At 70.4% G+C, this 25,519-nt stretch carries 24 protein-coding genes and 2 tRNA genes; 13 read left to right on the top strand and 13 right to left on the bottom strand.

Going from position 1 to position 25,519, the window contains the following annotated elements; translation table 11 throughout:
• Window positions 1–756 (top strand): AIM24 family protein, encoded by a 756-nt coding sequence (locus tag OG446_RS25585; RefSeq protein ID WP_328896230.1) that lies wholly within the window; start codon window positions 1–3, stop codon window positions 754–756.
• A gap of 110 nt (window positions 757–866) precedes the next feature.
• Here the strand turns inward: OG446_RS25585 and OG446_RS25590 are convergent, their stop codons facing one another.
• Window positions 867–1,415 carry an NUDIX hydrolase gene (locus tag OG446_RS25590; RefSeq protein WP_328896231.1) on the bottom strand — a complete coding sequence of 183 codons (549 nt, stop codon included), beginning with the start codon at window positions 1,413–1,415 and terminating at the stop codon, window positions 867–869.
• Window positions 1,412–2,869, bottom strand: coding sequence for a zinc-dependent metalloprotease (locus OG446_RS25595; RefSeq protein ID WP_328896232.1), 1,458 nt, complete (start codon window positions 2,867–2,869; stop codon window positions 1,412–1,414). Before OG446_RS25595 ends, OG446_RS25590 begins: the two co-directional genes overlap by 4 nt.
• Window positions 2,870–3,059: 190 nt before the next feature.
• On the opposite strand from OG446_RS25595, the gene OG446_RS25600 reads away from it, so the two are divergent.
• From OG446_RS25600 to OG446_RS25615, 4 genes are all read left to right on the top strand, one after another.
• Window positions 3,060–4,262 (top strand): SDR family oxidoreductase, encoded by a 1,203-nt coding sequence (locus tag OG446_RS25600; protein WP_328896233.1) that lies wholly within the window; start codon window positions 3,060–3,062, stop codon window positions 4,260–4,262.
• Between the two features lie 249 nt (window positions 4,263–4,511).
• Window positions 4,512–4,973, top strand: coding sequence for a molybdenum cofactor biosynthesis protein MoaE (locus tag OG446_RS25605; protein WP_328896234.1), 462 nt, complete (start codon window positions 4,512–4,514; stop codon window positions 4,971–4,973).
• Window positions 4,974–5,111: 138 nt separating this feature from the next.
• Complete coding sequence (locus OG446_RS25610; protein WP_148020620.1) at window positions 5,112–5,300, top strand: hypothetical protein; 189 nt, start codon at window positions 5,112–5,114, stop codon at window positions 5,298–5,300.
• Between the two features lie 145 nt (window positions 5,301–5,445).
• Window positions 5,446–6,534: a YlbL family protein gene (locus OG446_RS25615; protein WP_328896235.1), complete on the top strand. Its 1,089-nt coding sequence runs from the start codon at window positions 5,446–5,448 to the stop codon at window positions 6,532–6,534.
• A 30-nt stretch (window positions 6,535–6,564) separates the two neighbouring features.
• Here OG446_RS25615 and OG446_RS25620 read toward each other — a convergent pair whose 3' ends face one another.
• On the bottom strand, window positions 6,565–7,131 hold the full coding sequence (locus tag OG446_RS25620; protein ID WP_261991700.1) for a PPA1309 family protein: 567 nt from the start codon (window positions 7,129–7,131) through the stop codon (window positions 6,565–6,567).
• 127 nt (window positions 7,132–7,258) lie between these two features.
• Here OG446_RS25620 and OG446_RS25625 point away from each other — a divergent pair, with 127 nt between their 5' ends.
• The 4 genes from OG446_RS25625 to OG446_RS25640 all read left to right on the top strand — a co-directional run bounded on the left by OG446_RS25625 (window position 7,259) and on the right by OG446_RS25640 (window position 12,759).
• Window positions 7,259–10,192 (top strand): UPF0182 family membrane protein, encoded by a 2,934-nt coding sequence (locus OG446_RS25625; protein ID WP_328898412.1) that lies wholly within the window; start codon window positions 7,259–7,261, stop codon window positions 10,190–10,192.
• Window positions 10,193–10,244: 52 nt separating this feature from the next.
• A tRNA-Met gene (locus OG446_RS25630) sits at window positions 10,245–10,318 on the top strand.
• Between the two features lie 213 nt (window positions 10,319–10,531).
• Entirely contained in the window at window positions 10,532–12,589 is a 2,058-nt protein-coding gene (locus OG446_RS25635; protein ID WP_328896236.1) for a tetratricopeptide repeat protein, read from the top strand.
• A gap of 96 nt (window positions 12,590–12,685) precedes the next feature.
• Window positions 12,686–12,759: transfer RNA gene (locus tag OG446_RS25640), tRNA-Met, on the top strand.
• Window positions 12,760–12,821: 62 nt separating this feature from the next.
• Here the strand turns inward: OG446_RS25640 and OG446_RS25645 are convergent.
• The 4 genes from OG446_RS25645 to OG446_RS25660 form a co-directional block, all read right to left on the bottom strand.
• A complete protein-coding gene (locus OG446_RS25645; protein WP_328896237.1) occupies window positions 12,822–13,928 on the bottom strand; it encodes an ABC transporter substrate-binding protein in 1,107 nt (368 codons plus the stop codon).
• 71 nt (window positions 13,929–13,999) lie between these two features.
• Entirely contained in the window at window positions 14,000–14,872 is an 873-nt protein-coding gene (locus OG446_RS25650; protein ID WP_328896238.1) for an ABC transporter permease, read from the bottom strand.
• Window positions 14,869–15,687, bottom strand: a complete 819-nt coding sequence (locus tag OG446_RS25655) for an ABC transporter ATP-binding protein (RefSeq protein ID WP_328896239.1) — start codon at window positions 15,685–15,687, stop codon at window positions 14,869–14,871. The genes OG446_RS25650 and OG446_RS25655 overlap by 4 nt, the downstream gene beginning before the upstream one ends.
• Window positions 15,688–15,890: 203 nt before the next feature.
• Complete coding sequence (locus OG446_RS25660; RefSeq protein WP_328896240.1) at window positions 15,891–16,310, bottom strand: Fur family transcriptional regulator; 420 nt, start codon at window positions 16,308–16,310, stop codon at window positions 15,891–15,893.
• Between the two features lie 175 nt (window positions 16,311–16,485).
• On the opposite strand from OG446_RS25660, the gene OG446_RS25665 reads away from it, so the two are divergent.
• Window positions 16,486–17,937: a catalase gene (locus OG446_RS25665; protein ID WP_328896241.1), complete on the top strand. Its 1,452-nt coding sequence runs from the start codon at window positions 16,486–16,488 to the stop codon at window positions 17,935–17,937.
• 61 nt (window positions 17,938–17,998) lie between these two features.
• Here OG446_RS25665 and OG446_RS25670 read toward each other — a convergent pair whose 3' ends face one another.
• Window positions 17,999–18,400: a CBS domain-containing protein gene (locus OG446_RS25670; protein ID WP_326658058.1), complete on the bottom strand. Its 402-nt coding sequence runs from the start codon at window positions 18,398–18,400 to the stop codon at window positions 17,999–18,001.
• Window positions 18,401–18,615: 215 nt separating this feature from the next.
• On the bottom strand, window positions 18,616–19,416 hold the full coding sequence (hisN, locus tag OG446_RS25675) for a histidinol-phosphatase (protein WP_148020630.1): 801 nt from the start codon (window positions 19,414–19,416) through the stop codon (window positions 18,616–18,618).
• Window positions 19,417–19,569: 153 nt separating this feature from the next.
• On the opposite strand from hisN, the gene OG446_RS25680 reads away from it, so the two are divergent.
• Window positions 19,570–20,184 carry a TetR/AcrR family transcriptional regulator gene (locus OG446_RS25680; RefSeq protein WP_328896242.1) on the top strand — a complete coding sequence of 205 codons (615 nt, stop codon included), beginning with the start codon at window positions 19,570–19,572 and terminating at the stop codon, window positions 20,182–20,184.
• A 13-nt stretch (window positions 20,185–20,197) separates the two neighbouring features.
• Here OG446_RS25680 and OG446_RS25685 read toward each other — a convergent pair whose 3' ends face one another.
• The 4 genes from OG446_RS25685 to OG446_RS25700 form a co-directional block, all read right to left on the bottom strand.
• Entirely contained in the window at window positions 20,198–20,521 is a 324-nt protein-coding gene (locus OG446_RS25685) for a DMT family transporter (RefSeq protein WP_124716491.1), read from the bottom strand.
• Window positions 20,522–20,670: 149 nt separating this feature from the next.
• Complete coding sequence (gene rsgA / locus OG446_RS25690; RefSeq protein ID WP_328896243.1) at window positions 20,671–21,687, bottom strand: ribosome small subunit-dependent GTPase A; 1,017 nt, start codon at window positions 21,685–21,687, stop codon at window positions 20,671–20,673.
• Between the two features lie 3 nt (window positions 21,688–21,690).
• Window positions 21,691–23,031 carry a 3-phosphoshikimate 1-carboxyvinyltransferase gene (gene aroA, locus OG446_RS25695; RefSeq protein ID WP_328896244.1) on the bottom strand — a complete coding sequence of 447 codons (1,341 nt, stop codon included), beginning with the start codon at window positions 23,029–23,031 and terminating at the stop codon, window positions 21,691–21,693.
• Between the two features lie 52 nt (window positions 23,032–23,083).
• Window positions 23,084–23,797, bottom strand: a complete 714-nt coding sequence (locus OG446_RS25700; RefSeq protein ID WP_328896245.1) for a M50 family metallopeptidase — start codon at window positions 23,795–23,797, stop codon at window positions 23,084–23,086.
• An 81-nt stretch (window positions 23,798–23,878) separates the two neighbouring features.
• Here OG446_RS25700 and OG446_RS25705 point away from each other — a divergent pair, with 81 nt between their 5' ends.
• Both OG446_RS25705 and OG446_RS25710 read left to right on the top strand, forming a co-directional pair.
• Window positions 23,879–24,694 carry an SOS response-associated peptidase gene (locus OG446_RS25705; RefSeq protein ID WP_219567559.1) on the top strand — a complete coding sequence of 272 codons (816 nt, stop codon included), beginning with the start codon at window positions 23,879–23,881 and terminating at the stop codon, window positions 24,692–24,694.
• A gap of 81 nt (window positions 24,695–24,775) precedes the next feature.
• Window positions 24,776–25,426 (top strand): alpha/beta hydrolase family protein, encoded by a 651-nt coding sequence (locus tag OG446_RS25710; RefSeq protein WP_328896246.1) that lies wholly within the window; start codon window positions 24,776–24,778, stop codon window positions 25,424–25,426.
• Window positions 25,427–25,519 lie beyond the last annotated feature (93 nt).

Genomic DNA, 25,519 nt, shown 5'->3' on the forward strand with positions numbered 1-25,519 from the left:
ATGCAGAGTCCGCTTTTCAGCTATACGGAACAGCAGTCCCAGGAGCGGTACACGGTCCAGAACCCGCAGCTCCTGCGCGTCTCGCTGACCGGCCACGACGACGTCCTCGCCCGCAAGGGCGCCATGGTCGCGTACCAGGGTCTGATGGAGTTCGACGGCGAGTACCAGTCGCAGGGACAGCGTCGCGCCCGCGCCACCACGGGGGAGGGCCTCGACCTGATGCGCTGCTCCGGGCAGGGCACGGTCTACCTCGCCAACCTCGCGCAGTACGTCCACGTGGTGGACGTCGACCGCGACGGTCTGACGGTGGACAGCTCCTATGTCCTGGCGCTCGACTCGTCCCTCCACACCGAGGTCATCGCGGTGGACAGCCAGTACGGCATCTCCGGCACCGGCAAGTACCAGCTCAACATCTCCGGCACCGGCAAGGTCGCGCTGATGACCTCCGGTCAGCCGCTGATGATGCAGGTCACGCCTGACAAGTACGTCAACGCCGACGCCGACGCGATCGTCGCCTGGTCCAGCTCCCTGCGGGTGCAGATGCAGGCCCAGACGCACTCCTCGGGTGTCTTCCGCCGGCGTGGCAACACCGGCGAGGGCTGGGAGCTCAGCTTCCTCGGCCAGGGCTTCGCCCTGGTGCAGCCCAGCGAGGTGCTGCCGCCGCAGAGTGCGCAGATCGGCCAGGGGCTGGGTGCCCAGTACGGCATGGGGCAGCACGGGTCCCACGCCCAGAACCAGAACAACGCCTGGAACTGAGCCGTAGCGCCCGCCCCTGTGTGCGAGGGGTGAGACGGGTGCGGTGCGATCGACGGGTAAGGGGCGGCCTCCCATGAGGCCGCCCCTTACCCGTACCGTCCCGCTTCCGTTTACCGCCCGGCGTCCAGTGCGGCGCGCGTACGTTCCATCAGGCGGACGACCGAGGAGTCGGCGACCTCGGCGACCTCGTCGAAGCGGAACCAGCGCAGATCGAGTGACTCCTCGCTGATCCGCTCCGCCGCGCCCGACGGTGCCAGCGCCGCGTACTGGACGTCCAGGTGCCAGTGACACGGTGCGGGGATCGGATGACGGTCCAGGACCACCGGGCCGCCCGCCAGCAGGGTCAGCCCGGCGATGCCGGACTCCTCCGTCGCCTCACGCAGCGCGGCGGCGGCGACGGAGGCGTCGCCGGGCTCGCAGTGGCCACCCATCTGCAACCACATACGCAGCTTCCGGTGCAGCGTGAGCAGCACCCTGCCGCGTTCCGGGTCGACGACCAGGGCGCTGGCCGTCAGATGCCCGGCGCCGCAGGCCTTCCACATGCCGTCGGGATGCAGGGCCAAGTGGTCCAGATACGCCTGGCGCAGTTCCTCCTGGGCGGCGTCCGCCCCGGGACCGTAGTCCTTGAGTACGCGGAGGGCGTCGTCGTGCAGGCTCACTTGTCGGTGTCGTCCTTGCTGTCGTCGCCCGCGGACCCGTCGCCCTCGGACCGGCTGTCGCCGTCGGTGATGTCGGTGCCGGGCTTCTGCTGCCCGTTCGCCGCCTCGCCGAGCATCTTGTCCAGCTCGGAAAAGTCCAGCTGCTCGTGGTGAACGAATCCGTCCGGATCGTCCAGGTCGTGGGCGGTGGGCAGCATGTCGGGGTGCTCCCACAGCGCGTCGCGGCCGTCGAGCCCCCGCGCGTCCGTGAGCGAGGCCCACAGCCGCGAGGCGTCACGCAGCCGGCGCGGACGCAGCTGGAGCCCGATGAGCGTCGCGAAGGTCTGCTCGGCGGGACCGCCGGAGGCACGGCGCCTGCGCATCGTCTCGCGCAGCGCGTCGGCGGAGGTCAGCCGGGACTTCGCGGCCTCGTGGACCACGGCGTCCACCCAGCCCTCGACGAGCGCGAGCGCCGTCTCCAGGCGGGCCAGGGAGGCCTTCTGCTCCGGGGTGTCCTCCGGCTGGAACATGCCCTGCTGAAGGGCGTCCTGCAGCTGCTCCGGGTTCGACGGGTCGAACTGGCCGACCACGTCCTCCAGCTTGCTGGTGTCGACCTTGATACCGCGCGCATAGGCCTCGACCGCACCGAACAGATGCGAGCGCAGCCACGGCACATGGGCGAAGAGCCGCTGGTGCGCGGACTCGCGCAGGGCCAGGTACAGCCGCACCTCGTCCTGCGGCACGCTCAGGTCCTTACCGAACCGCTCCACGTTCAGCGGAAGCAGCGCAGCCTTGCCGGCCGGACCGAGCGGCAGCCCGATGTCGGTGGAACCCACCACCTCGCCGGCGAGCACCCCGACGGCCTGTCCGATCTGCTGCCCGAACATCGCACCGCCCATCGACCGCATCATGCCGATCAGCGGGCCCGCCATCGCCTGCATCTCCTCGGGCAGCACGTCGCCCATGGCGAGGCCGACACGCTCGGCCACCGGGTCGACCAGCTTCTGCCAGGCGGGGAGGGAGGCCTCCACCCATTCGGCGCGGCTCCACGCCACGGTGGAGACGGAACCGGAGGGCAGCGACGTCACGCCGTCCAGCCAGAGGTCCGCCAGGCGCAGCGCCTCGTCGACCGCGGCACGCTCGGACGGGCCGACGCTTGCGTCCTTGGTGCCGTCGGACGTGCCCTGCGAGACCGTCTGGCGGGCGATCTGCTTGGCCATGTCCCAGTTCACGGGACCGCCCTCGTAGCTCAGCATCTGGCCGAGCTGCTGGAAGGCGGCGCCCAGGTCGTTCGGGTTCATGGAGCCGAACATGGCTGCGAAGGGATTGTCACCGCCCGCGCCGGGGCCGAAGCCGAACGGGTTCGCCGGACCGCCCGAGCCCTGCCCACCTCCGGTGGGGTCGTTCTTCTTGCCCTTGTCGCCGTCGTCCGGCTCCTCCGGCGGAACGCCGAATCCGAATGGGGTGTCACTCACGGGTTTCCTCGGCTCGTAGGGCCGCCGGCTCGAACCGACGGCGACTGCCCGACATCACCATCCAGCGTAGACACCAAGTCCGCTCAGGGCCTCAGTGCTCCGCCTGCTCCCGGCCTGCGGCAGGATGGACGCCACCTGGTACGTACGCGTCATTCGGGTACGTACTGAAGACAACCGCTGGAGACGCCCGGTGAGTTCCCCAGATCCGCAGGTTCGCGCAGCGCGAAACCTGGCCGACCCTTCGCCTGAGAACAAGCCTGAGAACAAGCCTGAGAACAAGCCCGAGGACAAGCCCGAGGACAAGCCCGAGGACAAGGCCGTCCGCAGCCGCTCCAGAAGCCGCGGCCCCGTCGTGGCCGTCACCGGAGCCGCGACGGGTGTCGGTGAGCTGCTCACCGCACGCCTGGCGGCCTCCGAGGAGATCAAGCAGGTCATCGCCATCGACGAGCGCCGCGGCGAGGTGTCCGAAGCGACGTGGCACGTCCTCGACGTGCGCGACCCGGCGATCGCGGAGAAGCTGCGCGGCGCCGACGTGGTGGTTCACCTGGCGCTCGATCTCGACCTGGAGACCGATTCCGCCGCCCGTACCGCGTACAACGTGCGCGGCACCCAGACCGTGCTGACCGCGGCCGCGGCCGTCGGCGTCCACCGGGTGGTGCTGTGCACCTCGGCGATGGTCTACGGCGCGCTGCCCGACAACGACGTCCCGCTCGCCGAGGACGCCGAGCTGCGTGCCACGGCCGAGGCGACCGGCGTCGGCGACCTGCTGGAGATCGAACGGCTCGGCCGCCGCGCGCCCCGCGCCCACCCCGGACTCCAGGTCACCGTGGTCCGTCCCACCGTGCTCGTGGGCGGTACGGACACGGCCCTGACCCGCTACTTCGAGTCGCCGCGCCTCCTGGTCGTCGCCGGGTCGCGCCCCACCTGGCAGTTCTGCCATGTCGACGACCTGGTCACGGCGCTGGAGTACGCCGCGCTGGAGAAGATCGACGGAGAGTTCGCGGTCGGCTGCGACGGCTGGCTCGAGCAGGCGGAGGTCGAGGAGCTCAGCGGAGTCCGCCGAATGGAGCTTCCCTCGGCCGTCGCGCTCGGGGCCGCCGCCCGGCTGCACCGGATCGGTCTGACCCCGTCACCGGCGGGCGACCTGGCGTACACGATGCACCCCTGGGTGGTGAGTGTGAGCAGGCTCCACGATGCGGGCTGGCGCCCGAGCTGGACGAACGAGGAGGTGCTCGCCGCACTCCTCGAAGAGGTCGAGGGACGCCACACCGTGGCCGGCCGCCGGCTCGGCCGCAAGGACGCGACCGCGGCCGGAGCCGCCGGTGCGACCGTGGCGCTGCTCGGCACCGCAGCCCTGGTACGCCGTGCCCGCAAGGCCCGCCGCCGCTTCTAGTCCTCCTGACCGTGACCGGCACCGCTCGCCGGGAAGGGCGCCGGAAGAGAAGCGAGGGGGCGCCGGAGAGCAGCGAGGGGGCGTCGGAAGAGAAGCGGAAGGGCCGAGCCAGGAAGACACCGGGCCGTGCACGGCGTCACACGACGGTGGCGGGCACCCGGCGCCTGTAGGAGGCTCCAAGGCCGCCGACGCCCCGCCGGGTGAAAGCCGCATTCCGCGATGGCGTGGCGGTACGGCACGATGGCTGTCATGGCACCCACGTACGACCACCCCGGCGAGCAGGCGGCACAGGACCCCATCCGGCTGCTGGAGATCCGCGACACACCGCTGTCCGTGGACGAGGTCTTCCGCGCAGTCGGCGACGACGCGGCGGGCGGCACCGCGCTCTTCGTCGGCACCGTGCGCAATCACGACAGCGGCCAGGACGTCGGGGCGCTGGGCTATTCGTGCCACCCCTCGGCGCAGGACGAGATGCGCCGGGTGGCGGAGAAGGTAGTCGCCGGGTTCCCGGTCCGGGCCCTGGCCGCCGTCCACCGGGTGGGTGAACTGGCGGTGGGCGATCTCGCGGTGGTGGTGGCCGTCTCCTGCCCGCACCGCGCGGAGGCCTTCGAGGCCTGCCGCAAGCTCATCGACGACCTCAAGCACGAGGTTCCGATCTGGAAGCACCAGCAGTTCTCCGACGGTACGGAGGAGTGGGTCGGCGCCTGCTGAGACGTCTGCCGGGCTCAAACCGCCCGGGCGGGCTTCCACCCCGATTTGCGTAACCCCACCCCTGCCATGAGCGTTGGTCCTGCAGATGGTTAATCTGCTGATCGTTCCGTTGCGGTCGCATGGGGCAGGGAGGTCGTCATGGCAGCACTCGCCTGGTTGTTGATTCCGCTTTTTGCTGCGCTCGGTGCTGCGATATGGGGAAGCTGGGCTGCCCGTAATCGCACGACCGGCGATGTCACCGAACTCGCCGGCTATGCCCGGTTCCGTGAGGCGATGGAGCGCTCGCACTCCGCTTCGGAGCCGGTCGAGCAGATATCGAACGTCTGACGCCACGCCGGTCGTACGCAGTCGCCAATCCGCTGACCGGTAGCCTCCGGCTCCGCCGCCCGGCGCCCTCGCCACGCCCGGCCGCGGCCCCCGTACGGACCGGCCCCGACGGTGCACTGACAGGCCCTTCCCGTACTGTCGTTCCATGCCACGCCGCACCGCGACGATGCTCGCCTCCACCCTGATCCTGATCGCGCTGATCTGCGCAGGCCTGCTGATCAAAGTGCCGTACTCGGAGATGTCCCCCGGGCCGACCGTGAACACACTCGGCAAGGTCGACGGGGAGCCCGTTCTGCAGATCACCGGGCACAAGACGTACGAGACGTCCGGCAATCTCAACATGACGACGGTCAGGGTCACCGGCGCCGACTACAACATGAACCTCGTCGAGGCCCTCTCCGGATGGCTGGGGCACGACAGTGTGGTCGTCCCGCACGACACGCTCTACCCGGACGGAAAGACCGAGGAGCAGTCGACGCAGGAGAACGCCGAGGAGTTCAGCCAGTCCCAGGAGAGCGCCAAGGTCGCGGCCCTCACCGAGCTGGGCATCCCGGTGTCCTCGCGGGTCGTCGTCTCCACGGTCCTCAAGGACAGTCCCTCACAGGGCGAGCTGCACGCGGGCGACGTGATCAAGGCGGTCGACGGCACGGCGGTCGAGCAGCCCGAGGACGTGGCGAAGCTTGTCACCAAGCACAAGCCCGGCCAGGACGTCACTTTCACGGTCATCCCGGCCAAGACCGCGGCGGCGGCCGAGAAGGCCGGCAAGGAGCCCGAGGGCACCGAGAAGATCACCATCACCACGGAGAAGGCGCCCAAGGAGAACCGGGCGATCGTCGGCATCCAGGCGGGGACGGACCACACCTTCCCGTTCGAGATCGACATCAAGCTCGCGGACGTGGGCGGTCCGAGCGCCGGTCTGATGTTCTCCCTCGGCATCGTCGACAAGCTGACCCCGGGGCAGCTGACCGGCGGCAAGTTCATTGCCGGCACCGGGACGATCGACGACAAGGGCAAGGTCGGACCGATCGGCGGGATCAACATGAAGCTCGTCGGCGCACGCGACGCGGGCGCACGCTACTTCCTGACGCCCGACGACAACTGCGAGGCGGCCGCCTCCGACACCCCGGACGGACTCACGCTGGTCAGGGTCAAGACCATCGGCGACGCCAAGAAGTCGCTGGAGAAGATCCGCACCGGGGACGCGGCCGGACTGCCGAGCTGCTCGACAGGCTGACCGCCTCCCCGTCGGTGCGGGACGGCCGGGTCAGGACTCGAAGGTCGCGGCCAGCGCCTCGGCCAGCCCCGGCACCAGGCCGGCGCCGGTCAGCACGTCGTTCGGCGAGTCCTTCTCGCGCAGGCGTACGGCCGACTCGCGGGCGCCGTCCCGCAGGACCGCCACGGTCATCCGCACCTCCTGCCGGTCGGGGTGCTTGGCGACCCACTTGGTCAGCTGGGCATCGTTGAGGCCTTCCGGTACGGAGGTCTCGGCGGACGGCGGCAGCATCAGCCGCTCGACCGTCATCGCGCACCCGACGACCGCGTCGGGCCAGGCGATCGTGGCGAGGAACTCGTCCAGTGCGGTACCTGCGGGAAGCTCCTCCTGCTCGATAGGGGTGAGTGCGGCGGCCTTCGAGCCGTCGTCGAGGCCGAGCTGAGCGGCGAGTCCGGGCTCCTGGACCCGCAGCCGTGCGGTGTCGACGAGGGCGAAGAGCCGGGCGGGCTGGTCCCAGCCGAGACCGGAGACGTATTCGTCGATTTCGAGCACGGCGACGGTGAGCGGGCTCGCGGCCATCGGAGGGCCTGAGGGGGAAACGTTGGGCATGGACAACATCCTGCCTCCTTCCGCCCCCGGAACGGGAACTAGGTAAAGCCTCAGTAAGTTGCATAGGTGGGCTCTACGATCGCTGGGCCCGCTCCACACGACCGCGAACTTCGAGGTGCGCACGTTGGCTTTCCAGATGCCGGACCGCGGCGGAGGCCCGACCGGGCCACGGATCAGAGTCGGCCGCCCGTCCCGGCGCGCCCGAACCCTGCTCATGACACTGGGCGTCCTGGCGGTCCTCGCCATGGCGTTCGTCATGTTCGCGGGGTTCTGGACGGATTGGCTCTGGTACAGGTCGGTCGCGTATTCATCCGTCTTCACCACCACCCTGTGGACCAAGATCGGGCTGTTCCTCGTCTTCGGACTGCTGATGGCCATCGCCATCGGTGTGAACATCTGGCTCGCGCACCGGCTCCGGCCGCCGCTGAGCGCGATGTCGCTGGAACAGCAGAGCCTGGACCGCTACCGGATGAGTCTCGCCCCGTACAAGAAGTGGGTGCTGCTCGCGATCACCGCGCTCGTCGGTCTGATCGCCGGAGCATCCGCCTCCGGCCAGTGGCGTACCTGGCTGATGTATGTGAACGGGGTGTCGTTCGGTCAGAAGGACCCCCAGTTCCACCTGGACGTGTCCTTCTACGCCTTCGACCTGCCGTGGTACCGCTTCCTGCTGGGCTTCGGCTTCGCGGCCACGGTGCTCTCGCTGATCGCTGCCGCGCTGACCCACTACCTGTACGGCGGGCTGCGCATCACCAGCCCCGGCGCGCGGGCGACCGGGGCGGCCACCGGCCATCTCTCGGTGCTGCTCGGCATCTTCGTCGCGCTGAAGGCCGTGGCGTACTGGCTCGACCGCTACGGGCTGGCCGTGAAGTCGAGCGACTTCAAGGCAACGGACAACTGGACGGGCCTGCGGTACGTCGACGCGAACGCCTACCTTCCGGCGAAGACCATCCTGTTCTGCATCGCCGCGATCTGTGCCGTGCTCTTCTTCGCGACGCTCTGGCGCCGCACCTGGCAGCTCCCGGTGATCGGGTTCGGGCTGATGGTCCTCTCCGCGATCCTGATCGGCGGGCTTTACCCGGCGATCGTGCAGAAGTTCCAGGTCCAGCCGAACGAGCAGGCCAAGGAAGCCCCGTTCATCCAGAAGAACATCAAGGCCACGCGCGACGCCTACGACATCGATGACGCGAAGGTCACCGACTACGCGGGCAAGTCCACCACGGACGACGACGCGAAGCTCCGCGCGAGCGCGGACGCCGCGGCCAGTTACCGGGTGATGGACCCCAACGTCGTCTCCCCGGCCTTCCAGCAGCTCCAGCAGAAGAGGAACTACTACCAGTTCCCCAAGACGCTGGACGTCGACCGCTACAAGGACGCGGCCGGCAAGGAGCAGGACACGGTCATCGGTCTGCGCGAGCTCAACCTCCAGGGCATCCCCAAGCGCAACTGGATCAACGACCACTTCACCTACACCCACGGCTACGGCGCGATCGCCGCCCGCGGCACCACCACCGGTACCAACCCGAAGGGATCTCCCGACTTCACGGAGTCCGGTCTGCCGACCACCGGAGAGCTGGGCAAGTACCAGCAGGAGATCTACTACGGCGAGAAGACCGAGCAGTACTCCATCGTCGGCGGGCCCCAGAAGGAGCTCGACTACGAGGACGACGGGGAGAAGACCACCAGCTACAAGGGCAAGAGCGGCGTCAGTCTCTCCAACGCCTTCAACCGCGCCGCGTACGCGGTGGCCTTCAGCGAGCCGCAGATCCTGTACTCGGGAGCCATCGGCGACGGTTCGCGGATCCTCTACAACCGCACGCCGAAGGAGCGCGTCGAGGCGGTCGCCCCGTGGCTGACCATCGACGGCGACGCCTACCCGGCCGTGGTCGGCGGAAAGATCCAGTGGGTCGTCGACGCCTACACCACGACCAACGGCTACCCGTACGCCTCGCGCACGACGCTCGGTGACACCACGGCCGACTCGCTGACCACCAACCAGCGCGCGGTCGTCGCCCAGCAGAACCAGGTCAACTACATCCGCAACTCGGTGAAGGCCACCGTCGACGCGTACGACGGCAAGGTCACGCTGTACGAGTGGGACACCGAGGACCCGGTCCTCAAGACCTGGCGCAAGGCGTTCCCCGGGACCGTGAAGTCCAAGGCGGACATTCCGCAGGACCTCATGGACCACCTGCGCTACCCGCAGGACCTGTTCAAGGTGCAGCGCGAACTGCTCACCCGCTACCACGTCACGAGTCCCGCGCAGTTCTACAGCGGCAGTGACGCCTGGCAGGTCCCGGATGATCCGACCAACAAGGAGTCCGGTGCCGTTCCGCCGTACTACCTGAGCATAAAGATGCCGGATCAGACGGCTCAGAAGTTCTCGCTGACGACGACGTTCACCCCCAAGGGACGACCCGACCTCGGGGCGTTCATGGCGGTGGACGCCGATGCGGCCAGCAAGGACTACGGCACGATAAGGCTGCTGAGAGTCACCACCACGGTGAAGGGCCCGGGCCAGGTACAGAGTGAGCTCAACGGCAACGACGACGTCGCCGAGTTCGTGAGGAACCTCAAGGGCACCGACTCCGACATCGAGTACGGCAACCTGCTCACGGTCCCGCTCGAAGGGGGCTTCCTCTACATCGAGCCGGTGTACACGCGCGGTGGCACGCAGAACTACCCGCTGCTACGCAAGGTCGCCGCCTCGTACGGATCGAAGATCGTCTTCGAGAACAGCCTCGGTGAGGCGCTCAACGCGGTCTTCGGGGTGGACGGCTCCGATACGACCGAGCCACCGGCCGATACGACCGAGCCACCGGGTGACACCACGGAGCCGCCGGCCACCGGTGACGCGGCGCTGAAGAAGGCGATCGCCGATGCGCAGAAGGCCTACACCGCAGGCGAGACGGCCCTGAAGGAGCAGGACTGGACCGCCTACGGCAAGGCCCAGGAGGAGCTGCAGGACGCACTGGAGCGGGCAGCTGCCGCCCAGCCCAAGTCCGGCGGCGCGAGCTCGACGGATGAACCGAAGAAGCCTGCGGCGTCGGCGAGCGCCGACAGCGGAGGCTGAGTAACTCGGTAAAGCTTCACCCCCGCGTCGTGGTACGGTTTGAACACAACGACGCGGGGTGGAGCAGCTCGGTAGCTCGCTGGGCTCATAACCCAGAGGTCGCAGGTTCAAATCCTGTCCCCGCTACTGAAAGACGAAGGCCCGGATCCTCCAGGGGATCCGGGCCTTCGTCATGTCGCGGTGACTTTATTGTGCAGGCTGCGTGAAGTGCGGTTCGTGGGGCGCTGGTTGGGCACGAGCGTGTTTGACTTGTCTCCCTGTGGGCATGTCGACAAAACGCTGTAGTGACCCAACGGGCCGCGAATTACCAGGTGTACGCGGGTTGCGGGTGGTGCGACGATGGTATTTATGGGGGACAGGGCAACTCTGTTGGAGACAGGGCGGTTTGTGCAGCAGCGCGTCCATCCGGCGGAAAAAGTGGCGGATGTGGCATTCGCCGCTGCCGCCGCGCAGTACAACGACCACATCGAGACCGCCGAGACTGCGGAGTGTGCCGCGACCGTCGACAGTGCAGAGACCGCAGAGACCGCCGACGGCGTGGAGAACGCCGAGAGTGCGGAGACCGCGGCGAGCGCGGACAACGCCGAGAGCGAGGCGCGCCACCGCCGTGCCGCCGATGCCGGGGACACCGTGTCGATGAGCGTTCTCGGCGCGCTGCTGCTGCGCCGGGGCGACCTGAGCGGAGCCGAGGGGTACCTGCGTGGGGCCACCGCGGACGGCGACCGTGCGGCGGCCAACAACCTGGGTGTCCTCCTGCATCAGCGTGGCTATGCGGACGAGGCGGCCGGCTGGTGGCGCATCGCCGCCGTCGCCGGTTCCGCCGCGGCGGCGCACGCCCTCGGGCGCCACTACCGCGAGCGCGGTGACGAGCCCGGCGCCGAGTACTGGCTGCGCCAGTCCGCCGAGCAGGGCCACGCGCTGGGGGCGTACGCCCTGGCTGACCTGCTGGAACACCGCAGCGACGTGGGCGCGGAGCGCTGGCTGCGCGCCGCGGCCGAGCAGGGGCACCGCGAGGCGGCGTACCGGCTGGCGCGCATGCTGGAGCGCAACGCGACAGAGGCCGCGCACGACGCGTTCGGCCGCCCCGGCCTGGGCCCCCGTACCGGACCCGAGTCCGAGGCGGGTGCCGACGTGCGCCGGTCCGTCGTGCGCAAGGACGACAGCCCGGTCGCCGGCCCCGACGCCGGACGCATGGGCGAGGCCGAGCAGTGGTACCGGCAGTCCGCCGCACGCGGACACCGCCGGGCGGCCCTTCACCTCGGCGCCATCCTCGAGCAGCGCGGCGATCTCAAGGAGGCCGGCCGCTGGTACCTCATCTCCGCCAAGGCCGGCGAGGCCCGGGCCGCCTGCGCGCTCGGCTTCCTGCTGCGCGACGCGGGCGACCAGGAGAGCGCCGCCGTGTGGTGGCTGCGGGCCGCCCAGGACGGCGACGGCAACGCCGCCAACGCGCTCGGCGCCCTGCACGCTGCCCGGGGCGAGCAGCAGACCGCCGAGCGCTGGTACCGCGCGGCGATGGACGCGGGCGACGTCAACGGCGCGTACAACCTCGGGCTGCTCTGCGCCGCCCAGGACCGTACGCCGCAGGCCGAGCAGTGGTACCGGCGTGCCGCCTACGCGGGCCACCGCGAGGCAGCCAACGCCCTGGCCGTGCTCCTGCTCCAGGCGGGCGACGCGACCGGCGCGGAGCCCTGGTTCTCCAAGGCGGCCGAGGCCGGCAGCGTCGACGCCGCCTTCAACCTCGGCATCCTGCACGCCGGGCGCGACGAGGACCGTACTGCCCTGCTCTGGTACGAGCGCGCCGCCGCGGCCGGCCACACCGAGGCCGCCCTCCAGGTCGGCATGGCGCTGCTGCACCACGGCCAGGAGCGCGAGGCCGAACGCCATCTGCGCTGCGCGGCGGGCGGCGGCAGCGCGGAGGCGGCCTTCCGGCTGGCCGGGCTGCTGGACGCGCGCCAGCCACCGCCCGGGCCTCCCGCGCTCGGCGAGCCCATGCCGGACAAGACCGAGTGCGAGGAGTGGTACGAGCGCGCCGCCGAGCAGGGACACCGCCGCGCCCAGGTCCGCGTCGGCATGCTGGCCGCGGCCCGGGGAGACGTGGAGAGCGCCGCCCTCTGGTACCGGGAGGCGGCCGAGGCGGGCAGCCGCAACGGGGCGTTCAACCTCGGACTGCTGCTCGCCCGTGAGGGCAGCGAGCGTGAGGCCGCGCTGTGGTGGAGCCGTGCCGCGGGCGACGGGCACGGGCGGGCCGCGCTGCGCCTCGCCCTGCTGGCCGCGCGCCGAGGTGAGCTCACCGAAGGGCAGCGGTGGTGCGCCCGCGCCGTCGAGCTGGGGCCCGCGGAGGTCGCGGAGCGCGCGGGACGGCTGCGCGAGGCGCTGCACCAGGAACTGACCGCATAGAGGCGCGGCCCGGGCCCGCTCGATGTCCTCCTGGGAGGGCCCGGGAAAGGGATTTGCGCTGGTCCAGGGCGTGACGTAGAGTTGCAATCACAACGACGCGGGGTGGAGCAGCTCGGTAGCTCGCTGGGCTCATAACCCAGAGGTCGCAGGTTCAAATCCTGTCCCCGCTACTGAAGACAGAGGGCCGGATCCTTTCGAGGATCCGGCCCTCTGTGCATGCACCGCGCCGGGCTCAGGGCTTGTGGCCCACCGCCTCGCCGTACATCGCCCGGTCCACGGCCTTGTCCTCCGGCACCGGATCGCCGGTCGAGACCCCCGAGTCGGCGTACGCCTTCTGCAGCCGGTCCGTCGTGCCCTTCCTGATCTCCCAGTCCATCCGCATCGACGGTGTCGAGCGCAGGGTGGCCTCGTCGGTCTTCATGAGCCCGGCCAGTTCGGCGACGAAGGCGGGGTCGGCCTTGTAGTCGCCGGCGAAGTAGGTGTTCACCGTGCGGATGTAGGCCCGGAGGAAGGCGACCCCCGCGTCCGGGTCCTTGTTCAGCAGGTTCGGACCGAACAACAGCCCGCCGAGTGGCTCGCCCACGGGCTGGCCGCCGAGGAAGGCGTACTTCTTGTCGCCGTCCACCTTCCGCCAGATCGGGTCGAGCAGCCAGGCGGAGTCCACTCCGCCGTTCTGCAGGGCGGTGAGCACGTCCGCGGAGCCGAGCTGCTGGAAGCTGATCCTGTCGAGCCCGCCGCCGTGCTTCTTCAGCGACGTGCCCATCGGGTACGCGATCACCGACCCCTTGCCGATCATCGTGCCGAGCTTCCGCCCTGCCATGTCCACGTGATCGGCGCTCTCGCCGTCCTTGAGGCGCACCCACAGCCCGCTCTTGGAGGCCGGGTCGGGGGAGAAGTTGCCCGCCACCCACTTGATGGCGAAGCCGCCGTTGATGCCGTTCATCACCGCGGCCTCGGGTGCGGCCCACTGTGCGTCGACGTCGCCCTTGGCGAGCAGCGGCAGGGCGTCCGGGGTGGGCAGCACCTTCAGGGAGACATCGAGCCCCTCCTTCGCGAACTCACCCTTGGCGACGGCGACCTGGAGCGGTGCGACGTACTCCGCGCTCAGGGTCCCGGTGGCGACGGTGATCTTCCGCTTCTTCGCGAGCGGCTGCGGCGCCGGTGCGCCCTTGTCGCAGCGGGCGGGCTTGCGGTCGCTCGCGAGATCCGAGGGGTCGGTCCAGCCGCCGTCGCCGCAGCCGGCGACCGGCTTGACGGTGCGCGGTGCGGCGTCCGCGGCGGCGTCGTCGGACGGGTCGTTCCCGGCGCAGCCTGCCGCGCCGAGCAGGGACGCAGCCACGAGTACAACGGTGCAGGTGAAAGGGGTACGTGTACGCACAGTGCCTCCGTACGGGGAGCGGGTGGAACCGTTCACGACTGACTGCGGCCGCGGTCGCGCGGGGCCCACGGGGTGAGCAGTCGGCCCGCGATCCGCACCACTTCGGAGAAGACGACGCCGAGCACCGCCACGCAGACGATGCCGACGAACATCACGTCGTTCTGGAACAGGGCGCGGGAGTCGAAGATCAGGTGCCCGAGCCCGTCGGCCGCCGCGATCTGCTCCGAGGCGACGATGACCAGCACGGCGACCCCCGCCGCGATCCGCGCACCGACCAGGACGGCGGGGAGCGAGGCGGGCAGCAGGATGTGCCGGAACATCTGCCAGGGCGAGGCGCCGAACACCTGCCCCGCGTCCCGGTGACCGGACGGGACGGCGAGCACGGCCGCCATCGTGGAGATCCAGACGAAGAAGAAGACGGTGGCGGCGACCAGCGCGATCTGCGGTCCTTCGCCGAGGCCGAACATATTGAGGAAGACCGGCAGCAGCGCCAGTTTCGGTACGACGTAGAGGGCGTCGAGCAGCGGTTCCAGCGCTGCCCGGACGAGCGCGAGCGAACCCATCAGCAGGCCGAGGGCGTAGCCCGCGGCCGTGCCGATCGCGTAGCCGCCCAGGACCCGCTTGAGTGTGGCCCACACGTCCGGCCACAGATCGCCGTCGGCCGCGCGGTCCCAGCCGTCCGCGAAGATGGTGGACGGCGCGGGGTAGACGCGGTCGTCGATCCAGGACCTGGCCGCGGCCAGCTGCCAGAGCAGGACCAGGAGCAGCGGTACGGCGGCGGCGAGTGCGATCTCCAGGGTGCGGCGCCGGCGGTGGGTGCGTACGGGATGGAGTTCGTGCGGCCCCGGCCTGCGGACCAGGACCTGGTCCCCGGGGGTGGTCGTGGACTTCAGGACCGTGCTCATGCCTGCGCCGCCTCTCCGCGTACTTCGCCGCGCAGCAGTTCCCACAACTCGCTCTTCAGCGCGGTGAACTCGGGGGTCGAGCGGATGTCGCCGGTGCGCGGCCGGGCGAACGGCGGGCGGTGTTCGGCGATGATCCGGCCCGGTCTGGCGGACATCACGAGGACCCGGTCGCCGAGCACGATCGCCTCCTCCAGGCTGTGGGTGATGAACAGGGTGGTGGTGCGTGTGGTCTGGGTGAGGTCCAGCAGTTCGTCCTGCATGATCGTGCGCAACTGGGCGTCGAGCGCGGCGAACGGCTCGTCCATCAGCAGGATCTCGGGCTCGACGGCCAGCGCGCGGGCGATGGCCACGCGCTGGCGCATCCCGCCGGAGAGCTCGGCGGGATAGGCGCCGGCGAAATCGGCAAGCCCGAGGCGGGCCAGCCAGTCGCGCGCTCTGGCATCGGCCTCGCGGCGAGGCACGCGCTGGATGTCGAGGCCGAAGCGGACGTTGGCCAGGACGGTCTTCCAGTCATGGATCCCGTAGTCCTGGAAGATCATCGCTGCCGGGCGGGGCGATGCCGTCCGGATGGACAGCTCACCGGCGGTGGGCCGCAGGAGTCCGGCCGCGATCCTCAGCAGGGTGGACTTGCCGCAGCCGGACGGTCCGACGATGCAGGTGAACTCGCCCGGCGCGATGTCGAGATCTACGGGGCCGAGGGCGGCCAGGGCCCGGGTGCCGCGCCCGAAGGAACGGGACAGGGCGTGGGCCCGGAGTTTGGGAGTGGTGGTGGACGGCGCGGTTGCCTGGGGTGGGTTCGGGTGCGGGTCTCCCACGGGTGTCTCCTCGTGCACATCGAGGTGCACAGCCGTCGCGGGGGCGGCTGTGATCGCCGATGACGATATGACGACCCGTCAGATTGGGGAAGGGGGTGCGCGATGACAGCGGGCTGGCAGGCCGGCCGGGGAGTGGTGGTCCGGGCGTGACGAAAGCGCCCCCACCGGAACGTTCGGTGAGGGCGGAAGGGGGGTCGTCCAGGTCAGGCGGTCGCGGCGCAGTTCGGGCAGATGCCGCGGTACGTCATCTCGACGCCGGAGATCACGAAACCGAAGCGCTCGCCGGCCGGCAGGTCCGCGAGCGGGTCGCCCGCCGGGTGCACGTCGCGGATGGCGCCGCACTTCGCGCAGACCAGGTGGTGGTGGGGGCGGTGTGCGTTCGGGTCGTAACGCTTCGCCCGGCGGTCGGTGGAGACCTCGATGACCTCGCCGAGGGTCACCATCTCGCCGAGGGTGTTGTAGACGGTGGCGCGGGAGATCTCGGGCAGCCTGTCGACGGCCCGCGCGTGGACCTCGTCGGCCGTCAGGTGCACGTGGTCCCCGTCGAGGACCTCGGCCACGACGCGTCGCTGTGCGGTCATGCGCCAGCCGCGTTCACGGAGTCGTTCCAGCAGGTCACTCATGGCGCAAGCCTAGCAGTGGCGGAGGCCAGGTCCTGAATCGGTGTGAATATGGATGCTGCATTGACTTGGACTTAGTCCATTGTAGGATCAAATCGAGATAGGCCAGGGACAGGCTGTGCTCGCCATGACGGCACGACGACGTGGCGTATACGCAGGAACGACGCAGGAGGCGCACGTGACACAGGGACCGCTCACCACGGAGGCCGGCGCACCGGTCGCCGACAACCAGAACAGCCAGACCGCGGGCGTCGGTGGTCCGGTGCTGGTGCAGGACCAGTCGCTGCTGGAGAAGCTCGCGCACTTCAACCGTGAGCGCATTCCGGAGCGCATCGTGCACGCCCGTGGCGCCGGTGCGTACGGCACGTTCACGCTGACCCGTGACGTCTCGCAGTGGACGCGGGCGAAGTTCCTCTCCGAGGTCGGAAAGCGGACCGAGACCTTCCTGCGCTTCTCCACGGTCGCGGGCAACCTCGGCTCCGCCGACGCGGTGCGGGACCCGCGCGGTTTCGCGCTCAAGTTCTACACCGAGGACGGCAACTACGACCTCGTCGGCAACAACACCCCGGTGTTCTTCATCAAGGACGCCATCAAGTTCCCCGACTTCATCCACACCCAGAAGCGCGACCCCTACACCGGCTCGCAGGAGGCGGACAACGTCTGGGACTTCTGGGGTCTGTCGCCCGAGTCCACCCACCAGGTGACCTGGCTCTTCGGCGACCGGGGCATACCCGCCACGCTGCGCCACATGAACGGGTACGGCTCGCACACCTACCAGTGGAACAACGAGGCCGGCGAGGTCTTCTGGGTCAAGTACCACTTCAAGACCGACCAGGGCATCAAGAACCTCACCCAGGACGAGGCCAACAAGCTCGCCGGCGAGGACCCGGACAGTCACCAGCGTGATCTGCGCGAGTCCATCGAGCGCGGTGACTTCCCGTCCTGGACCGTGCAGGTCCAGATCATGCCGGCGGCCGAGGCCGCGGCGTACCGCTTCAACCCGTTCGACCTCACCAAGGTGTGGCCGCACGCGGACTACCCGGCGGTCGAGATCGGCAAGCTGGAGCTCAACCGGAACCCCGAGAACATCTTCGCCGAGACCGAGCAGTCGATCTTCAGCCCCGCACACTTCGTGCCCGGCATCGGCCCCTCCCCGGACAAGATGCTTCAGGGCCGCCTCTTCGCGTACGGCGACGCGCACCGCTACCGCGTCGGCATCAACGCCGACCACCTGCCGGTCAACCGCCCGCACGCCACGGAGGCGCGTACCAACAGCCGCGACGGGTACCTGTACGACGGCCGCCACAAGGGTGCGAAGAACTACGAGCCGAACAGCTTCGGCGGACCGGCCCAGACCGACCGCCCCCTGTGGGAGCCCACCCAGGTCGCGGGCGGCACCGGAACCCACGAGGCGCCGAGCCACGCCGAGGACAACGACTTCGTGCAGGCCGGGAACCTCTACCGGCTCTACTCCGAGGACGAGAAGAGCCGGCTGATCGACAACCTCGCCGGGTTCATCGCGAAGGTCTCGCGCGATGACATCGCCGAGCGTGCGATCAACAACTTCCGCCAGGCCGACGGGGACTTCGGCAAGCGGCTGGAAGCGGCCGTCCAGGCACTGCGCGCCTAGCGCCTCTCGCGAGACCGGCCGGCGCCCCGCGTGGGGACCGGCCGGTCGTGCGTCCGGCGCCTCAGCCCACCAGCTCCACCGGATGACGTCTGGCCGGTGTCCAGCAGCGGATGATGTCGCGCACCGAGACGATGCCGACCGGCCCGTCGTCGTCCAGCACGATCAGATGGCGGAAGCCCCCGTGCGTCATGGCCTCGGCTGCCTCCTCCAGGGTCCAGGTGGGGGCGGCGAAGACCACGTCGGTCGTCGTGTGGGTGGAGGCGGTCTCCGTATCGGGGTCCTGCCCCGATCCCACCGCGTTGAGGATGTCGCGCTCGGTGATGATGCCGAGCCCGCAGGTGTCCGGGTCGTGGACGACGGCTGCTCCGATCCGGCGCGCCGACATCAGCCGGGCGGCCTGGCGGAGGGTGTGGGTCGGGCCGATGGTGAGGACCATCGTGCTCATGGCGTCACGGACGAGCATGAAGGGAGCCACCTCCTTCGTGTAGCGACTCTGTGAGCCGATTCACAAGTTCACAAGTGGGGGGACTCTCAGAGTTGCACCGATAGGGGGCGGCAACAAGGGGGAGCGAGCGGCAACGAGGGGGAGCGAAGATCGTTCGAGGGGCGTGCGGTGGTGCGGCACGCCCCTCGTCGGTTTCCTGCGCTGCTCAGGGCCGTGCGGCCCGGCAGGCGCGGTCAGTAACGCTGGTTCAGGTAACCCAGGAGTTCGTGGTGGAGCGTCCCGTTCGAGGCCGCCGCATTACCGCCGCCCGGTCCGCTGACTCCGTCCAGGCTGGTGAACCGGCCCCCCGCCTCCTGGACGATGATCGCGTTCGCGGCCATGTCCCAGAGCGAGAGCTCCGGCTCCGCGCAGATGTCGACCGAACCCTCGGCGACCATCATGTACGGCCAGAAGTCACCGTACCCACGGGTACGCCAGCAGGCCCTGGTCAGGTCCATGAAACCGTCGAGCCGGCCCTGCTCCTCCCACCCGGTCAGCGAGGAGTACGCGAACGAGGCGTCCGCGATGCGCTCCACCTTCGAGACGTTGAGCCTGGTCGCTGAGGTCAGGCTGCGGCCGGAGAACGCACCCGCACCCTTCGCCGCCCACCACCGCCGCTGCAGCGCCGGTGCCGACACCACGCCGACGACCGGCTGGAAGCCGTCCTCGCCGGCCTCCATCAGGGAGATCAGCGTCGCCCAGACCGGCACGCCGCGCACATAGTTCTTGGTGCCGTCGATCGGGTCGATCACCCAGCGGCGCGGACCGGTCCCCTCGATCCCGTACTCCTCGCCCAGGATCGCGTCGCGCGGCCGTGCCCGATGGAGGTGGCCGCGGATCAGCTCTTCGGCGGCCTTGTCGGCCTCGCTCACCGGCGTCATGTCCGGCTTGGTCTCGACCTTCAGGTCCAGAGCCTTGAACCGGTCCATCGTCGTCGCGTCGGCGGCGTCCGCCAGCACGTGGGCAAGGCGCAGATCATCGTGGTAGTCGGGCATGCCGTCACAGTATCCACCGCGGGTGAACGGAGCCACAGGGCCCCGGAGGCTGCGTGAAGCCTTGACAGTGCGGGGGAGCGCCTCAACTCTGAAACGCAGAGCCCCTGGTCCCTGCCCGGAGTACCGGACACGGCCCTGGCGTGGGAGGCGACGATGCCGACAGCGCGGGAAGCACTGCTGGACGCCGCCCACGCGGCGCTCGCCGCACGGCCCTGGGCCACCGTGCGGATGGTCGACGTCGCGGCGGCCGCCGGGGTGTCCCGGCAGACGCTCTACAACGAGTTCGGCAGCAAGGACGGACTGGCCCGCGCCCTGGTCCGGCGCGCCGCCGACAGCTATCTCGCCGGGGTCGAACGCGCCCTGGGATCCGCCGGCGGCACGGGCGACAGGCTCGCCGCCACCGCCGCCTGGACGGTCCGCGCCACACGGGCGAACGCCCTGGTCAGGGGGCTGCTCACGGGCTGCTGGGGCGAGTGGTTACCCCGCCCCGTCGCCGCCCCGCGCCGTCCTGCCTCCGCCGTGCCCGCCCAGCGCAGGGCCGATGCCGGACCACCGACCCCCGCCGAACTCCTCGGACAGGTCAGGGACCGGGCGGTGGCCGCGCTGGACGAGGGGCGCCCGCCGCACGATCCGGCTGCCCTGGCCATGACCTGCGAGCTCGCGCTGCGGCTCGCCCTGTCCTACGCGCTGGTGCCCGGGGGCGGTGCGGGAGATGGGGTCCCGCTGGTACGGGACGTCGTGGAACGGCTGCCGGACGCGGCCGCCTGACCGGGGCGGTCCGTCAGTGCGAGGAGCCGGACAGCTGAAGGCCGATCACGCCGAGGATCACCAGCGAGATCGAGACCAGCTTGAGCGTGGACACCACGTCGTCCAGGAAGACCATGCCGTAGATCGCGGTGCCCGCGGCCCCGATGCCGGTCCACACCGCGTAGGCGGGGCCCACGTCGAGCTTCTTCAGCGACATGGTCAACAGGCCGAAACTGCCGAGGGCGAAGATGCAGAAGGCGATGGTCGGCCAGAGCCGGGTGAAGCCGTGCGACAGCTTGAGGCAGACCGCGAAGCCGGTCTCCAGAAGTCCCGCGACCACGACCAGCAGCCACGCCATCGTCAGTGCCCCTCCCGCGTAGGTGACCGCCTTGTACCGCTGGGTGTGATTATGCACTTACCAATGGCAGGTGATCGCAAACGTGGCGGGACCGGTCGCCTTCGCGTTGCCCCCTGCCCGGCACCCCCGTGCCTCTCCGGCGGACGGCGTCAGTCGCCCTCGCGCCGCTCCCGGGTCGACAGCAGCCGGCGCAGCGAGTCCAGCCGTGCCGGATCGGCGTGCCCCGCCGCCACCCAGGCGTCCAGCGCGCATTCCGGTTGCTGGCTGTCGTGGGTGCAGCCACGCGGGCACTCCTCGGTGCCGGGCTGGAGGTCGGGGAAGGCGTTGATGACCCGGGACGGGTCGATGTGGTGCAGCCCGAAGGAGCGGACGCCGGGGGTGTCGACCACCCAGCCCCGGTAGTCCGGCAGCGGGAGCGCCAGCGCCGACGTGGTGGTGTGCCGGCCGCGGCCGGTGACCGCGTTGACGACCCCGGTGGTGCGCCGCCTGTCCTTGGGGACGAGGGCGTTGACCAGGGTGGTCTTGCCGACACCGGAGTGGCCGACGAAGGCGGTGACCCGGTCGTGCAGCTGCTCGCGGACCCGGTCGGCCGCGTCGCCGTTCTCCAGTTCCTCGCGGCTGGTGACGATGAACGGGACCCCCAGCGGGGTGTACGCCTCCAGCAGCTTGTCCGGGGAGGCCAGGTCCGACTTGGTCAGCACCAGGAGGGGGGAGAGCCCGCCGTCGTACGCGGCGACCAGACAGCGGTCGATCATGCGTGGGCGGGGTTCCGGATCGGCCAGCGCGGTGACGATCGCCAGCTGGTCCGCGTTGGCCACCACCACCCGCTCGAACGGGTCGTCGTCGTCCGCCGTCCGGCGCAGCACCGTCCGGCGCTCACCGATCCGGACGATCCGGGCGAGGGTGTCCTTCTCGCCGGACAGATCGCCGACGATGGAGACGGTGTCGCCCACCACCGCGGCCTTGCGGCCCAGCTCACGGGCCTTCATCGCGACGACCGTACGGCCCTCGACGAGACAGGTGAGGCGGCCGCGGTCCACGGTGAGGACCATGCCCTCCTCGGCGTCCTCGTGCTTGGGCCGGATGTGCGTACGAGGCCGGTTGCCCTTGCGGTTGGGGCGGACCCGGATGTCGTCCTCGTCGGGGTTCTTGCCATAGCGGCGCATGTCTCAGGCCCCGAGCATTCCGGTCCACATCTGCGGGAAGTCGGGCAGGGTCTTGGCGGTCGTCGCCACGTTCTCGATCTCCACTCCGGGGACGGCAAGGCCGATGATCGACCCCGCGGTGGCCATGCGGTGGTCGTCGTACGTATGGAAGGTACCGCCGTGCAGCGGCCGGGGCCGGATGTGGAGGCCGTCGGCGGTCTCGGTGACGTCGCCGCCCAGCTCGTTGATCTCCTTGGTGAGCGCGGCCAGCCGGTCCGTCTCGTGCAGCCGCAGGTGGGCGACGCCGCTCAGGGTGGAGGGGGAGTCGGCCAGGGCCGCGACGGCCGCGATGCCCGGGGTCAGCTCGCCGACCTCGCCGAGGTCGACGTCGATGCCGTGGATCCGGCCCGAGCCGGTGAAGGTCAGCCCGTGCTCGGTCAGCTCGCAGCTGCCGCCCATCGCGGTGAAGATCTCGCGCAGCGCGTCACCGGGCTGCGTGGTGCGCAGCGGCCAGTCCGGAATGGTGACCCGGCCACCGGTGACCAGGGCGGCGGCCAGGAAGGGCTGGGCGTTGGACAGGTCCGGCTCCACGGTCAGGTCGCGGCCCAGGAGCGCCGAGGGGGAGACCCGCCAGACGTTCGGCTCGCCGCCCGTCTCCGGCTCGTCCACCTGGGCGCCGACGGCCCGCAGCATGTCGACGGTCATCCGGATGTGCGGCATCGAGGGCAGCCGGGCGCCGGTGTGACGTACCTCCACGCCCTGGTTGAAACGCGGCGCCGACAGCAGCAGCGCCGAGACGAACTGGGAGGACGAGGAGGCGTCGATCGCCACCGGTCCGCCGTCCAGCGCGCCGCTGCCGTGCACGGTCATCGGCAGGGAGCCGCGGCCGTCGTCGTCGATCCGGGCGCCGAGTACGCGCAGGGCGTCGATCACGCCCGTCAGCGGGCGCTCGTAGGAACGGGGGTCGCCGTCGAAGCGGACCGGCCCGTTGGCCAGGGTCGCCACGGGGGGCAGGAAGCGCATGACCGTACCGGCGTTGCCGACGTCGACGGTGACCGGGCCGTGCAGACCGGCCGGGATGACCCGCCAGGCCTCGCCCGAACCGTCCGGGCCGCCGGCGACGGAAGAGCTGGAGGACACCGTCTCCTCGATGCCGACGCCCATCGCGCGCAACGCCTCGGCCATGAGCAGGGTGTCGCGGGAGCGCAGCGGGCGGCGCAGCCACCCGGGCTCCGAGGAGAGCGCGGCGAGCACCAGCGCGCGGTTGGTGACCGACTTCGATCCGGGCACCGTGACGGTGGCGTCGACGGCTCCGCTCGCGTGAGGGGCGGGCCAGAGGGCGGGGTGCACGGCACTTTCGGTCATGAGGTCACTTTAGAGCGTCCGGCAAATGGGGCGTCGCGGCGCGGGGCCGGGCTCACAGCCCCAGCAGCCAGCGGCCGCCGCCGATGAGCGAGCAGAGCGACACCGCGTGGAACAGGAACAGCCACAGCGCGGCCGGAACGTCCGTCAGCCGGGACAACTGGTCCGCGTCCGAGTCAGGTGCTCCGCCGTGCCGCCGCTTGGACTGCAGCTCGAACGCCGGACGCACGCCGCCCAGCAGCAGGAACCACACCGCGCTGTAGGCGAACAGGGACTGCCAGGCGGGCGAGGCCAGCCATGACACCAGCAGGAAGAGCGAACCGGTGAGGATCACCGTCAGCGCCCCGTACACGTTGCGGATCATCACCAGCATCACCGCGAGCAGCGCCGTGGCCAGCCACAGCAGCAGCGTGATCCGGCCGTTCACCAGCAGCCAGGCACCGCCCAGGCCCAGCAGTGGCGGAGCGGTGTAGCCGGCCGCCGCGGTCAGGACCATGCCGATCCCGGTCGGCTTGCCCCGGCTCACCGTCAGCCCGCTGGTGTCCGAGTGCAGCCGGATGCCCGAGAGCTGCCGTCCGGTGCACAGGGCGATCAGCCCGTGGCCGCCCTCGTGGGCGATGGTGATCGCGTTGCGCGACAGCCGCCATATGAAGTTCGGTACGACGGCGATGAGCGCGGCCGTGGCGGTCACGACCACCAGCCACTGCTCGGGGGCGGGCTGGGTGCCGAAGACGCGGTCCCACAGATTGCCGAGATCGGTGGTGTCCATGGGGTGGGCGGCTCCTTGCTGTATTGGCGTGATTGCCGTCTCGCGTCCGGTCGGGATGACGGTCGTGGCAGTCTGGCACCTATGTGCGGACGGTATGCAGCGAGTCGGCGGCCCGAGGATCTGACCGGACTCTTTCAGGTGGAGAAGTGGGAACCGGCCGAGACGCTGGAACCCGATTACAACGTGGCGCCGACCAAGGAGGTCTACGCCGTACTGGAGCGTCCTGTGAAGGACGCCGACGACCAGCGTCCGGTTCGCCAGCTGCGTGCCCTGAAGTGGGGACTCGTACCCTCCTGGGCCAAATCCCCGGAGGGCGGCGCCCGGATGATCAACGCCCGCGCCGAGACCGTCCACGAGAAGCCGTCCTTCCGCCGCCCCTTCGTCTCCCGGCGCTGCATCCTGCCTGCCGACGGCTATTACGAATGGGTGACCGGCAGCGAGGAGCGGCAGCTGGAGGAGAAGGGCCGGAAGAAGCGGCCCCGCAAACAGCCGTACTTCGTGACTCCCGCCGACGGATCCGTCTTCGCCATGGCCGGTCTCTACGAGTTCTGGCGGGACCGGACCCTGCCGGACGACCACCCCCAGGCCTGGTGGGTGACCTGCTCGGTGATCACGACGGAGGCGGAGACGGCCCCGCTGGCCGTCGCACCCGCCGAAGGCCCGTCCGCGCTGGCCGACATCCACCCCCGGATGCCGCTGATGCTGACCCCGGACCGCTGGGACGACTGGCTCGACCCCTCCCGTACCGACGTCGAGGAGCTGCGCGGGCTGCTCGCGCCCCCGCCCGGCGGGCTCATGCGGGCCTACCCCGTGGCCACCGCCGTGAGCAACGTGCGCAACAACGGCCCCGAGCTGCTGGACGAGCTGGCCGCGCCCGAGGTGAGCACCCTCTTCTGAGGGACGCGCCCGAGGTGAGCACCTGCTTCTGAGGGACGCGCCGTACCCGGGCGGCCCGCCACGGGTTGGTTGGATGGGGGCGTGAACGCCACCGCGAAGGAACCCCGCACCGAGACGGCCGACACCGAGGCCGGTACGGCCCGGATCACCTGGCTGCCCGCGAAGAAGCCCCGCCTCCTGCTCGCGCTCGGACACGGCGCGGGCGGCGGCATCGAGGCCCGGGACCTCAAGGCCCTTGCCGCCGCGCTGCCCGCCCACGGGGTGAGCGTCGCTCTGGTGGAGCAGCCCTGGCGGGTCGCCGGGAAGAAGCTCGCGCCCGCCCCGAAGACCCTGGACACCGGCTGGCGCGGCCTGTGGCCGGTCCTGGCGGCCCCGGGGCTCCCGGTCGTCGCCGGAGGGCGCAGCGCCGGGGCCAGGGTCGCCTGCCGGACCGCGGCGGAGCTCGGTGCCCGGGCGGTCCTGGCGCTCAGCTTCCCGCTGCACCCTCCGGGCCGCCCGGAGAAGTCCCGCGCGGACGAGCTCCTGGGCTCCGGCCTGCCCACGCTCGTCGTCCAGGGCGGCAACGACCCGTTCGGCAAGCCCGCCGAATTCCCCCCGGGGGAGTACCGGATGGCCGAGGTGCCGCACGGGGACCACGGCTTCGCCGTCCCCAAGCGTTCGGGGCTGACCGAGGATCAGGCGATGGAGATCCTCACCACGTCCGTGACCGGCTGGCTGGCCGGAATCGTGTGATCCGGGGCCGGTCCCGGACCCCGGGAATGTTGAACGGGGGGCCGCTGTTGTTCGGGACGTCGGTACACCAACGTCGTATGTGGAGAGGGAGTC

The sequence above is a fragment of the Streptomyces sp. NBC_00236 genome (assembly GCF_036195045.1).
In the GTDB taxonomy this organism is placed as follows: domain Bacteria; phylum Actinomycetota; class Actinomycetes; order Streptomycetales; family Streptomycetaceae; genus Streptomyces.

Excerpts from the sequence above, each read along its gene's own strand:
- OG446_RS25585 (WP_328896230.1), top strand. The coding sequence starts at position 1 with ATGCAGAGTCCGCTTTTCAGCTATACGGAACAGCAGTCCCAGGAGCGG.
- OG446_RS25605 (WP_328896234.1), top strand. The coding sequence starts at position 4,512 with ATGGCACCCACGTACGACCACCCCGGCGAGCAGGCGGCACAGGACCCC.
- OG446_RS25610 (WP_148020620.1), top strand. The coding sequence starts at position 5,112 with ATGGCAGCACTCGCCTGGTTGTTGATTCCGCTTTTTGCTGCGCTCGGT.
- OG446_RS25615 (WP_328896235.1), top strand. The coding sequence starts at position 5,446 with ATGCCACGCCGCACCGCGACGATGCTCGCCTCCACCCTGATCCTGATC.
- OG446_RS25620 (WP_261991700.1), bottom strand. The coding sequence starts at position 7,131 with ATGTTGTCCATGCCCAACGTTTCCCCCTCAGGCCCTCCGATGGCCGCG.
- OG446_RS25625 (WP_328898412.1), top strand. The coding sequence starts at position 7,259 with ATGCCGGACCGCGGCGGAGGCCCGACCGGGCCACGGATCAGAGTCGGC.
- OG446_RS25635 (WP_328896236.1), top strand. The coding sequence starts at position 10,532 with ATGGTATTTATGGGGGACAGGGCAACTCTGTTGGAGACAGGGCGGTTT.
- OG446_RS25650 (WP_328896238.1), bottom strand. The coding sequence starts at position 14,872 with ATGAGCACGGTCCTGAAGTCCACGACCACCCCCGGGGACCAGGTCCTG.
- OG446_RS25660 (WP_328896240.1), bottom strand. The coding sequence starts at position 16,310 with ATGAGTGACCTGCTGGAACGACTCCGTGAACGCGGCTGGCGCATGACC.
- OG446_RS25670 (WP_326658058.1), bottom strand. The coding sequence starts at position 18,400 with ATGCTCGTCCGTGACGCCATGAGCACGATGGTCCTCACCATCGGCCCG.
- hisN (WP_148020630.1), bottom strand. The coding sequence starts at position 19,416 with ATGCCCGACTACCACGATGATCTGCGCCTTGCCCACGTGCTGGCGGAC.
- OG446_RS25680 (WP_328896242.1), top strand. The coding sequence starts at position 19,570 with ATGCCGACAGCGCGGGAAGCACTGCTGGACGCCGCCCACGCGGCGCTC.
- OG446_RS25685 (WP_124716491.1), bottom strand. The coding sequence starts at position 20,521 with ATGGCGTGGCTGCTGGTCGTGGTCGCGGGACTTCTGGAGACCGGCTTC.
- rsgA (WP_328896243.1), bottom strand. The coding sequence starts at position 21,687 with ATGCGCCGCTATGGCAAGAACCCCGACGAGGACGACATCCGGGTCCGC.
- aroA (WP_328896244.1), bottom strand. The coding sequence starts at position 23,031 with ATGACCGAAAGTGCCGTGCACCCCGCCCTCTGGCCCGCCCCTCACGCG.
- OG446_RS25700 (WP_328896245.1), bottom strand. The coding sequence starts at position 23,797 with ATGGACACCACCGATCTCGGCAATCTGTGGGACCGCGTCTTCGGCACC.
- OG446_RS25705 (WP_219567559.1), top strand. The coding sequence starts at position 23,879 with ATGTGCGGACGGTATGCAGCGAGTCGGCGGCCCGAGGATCTGACCGGA.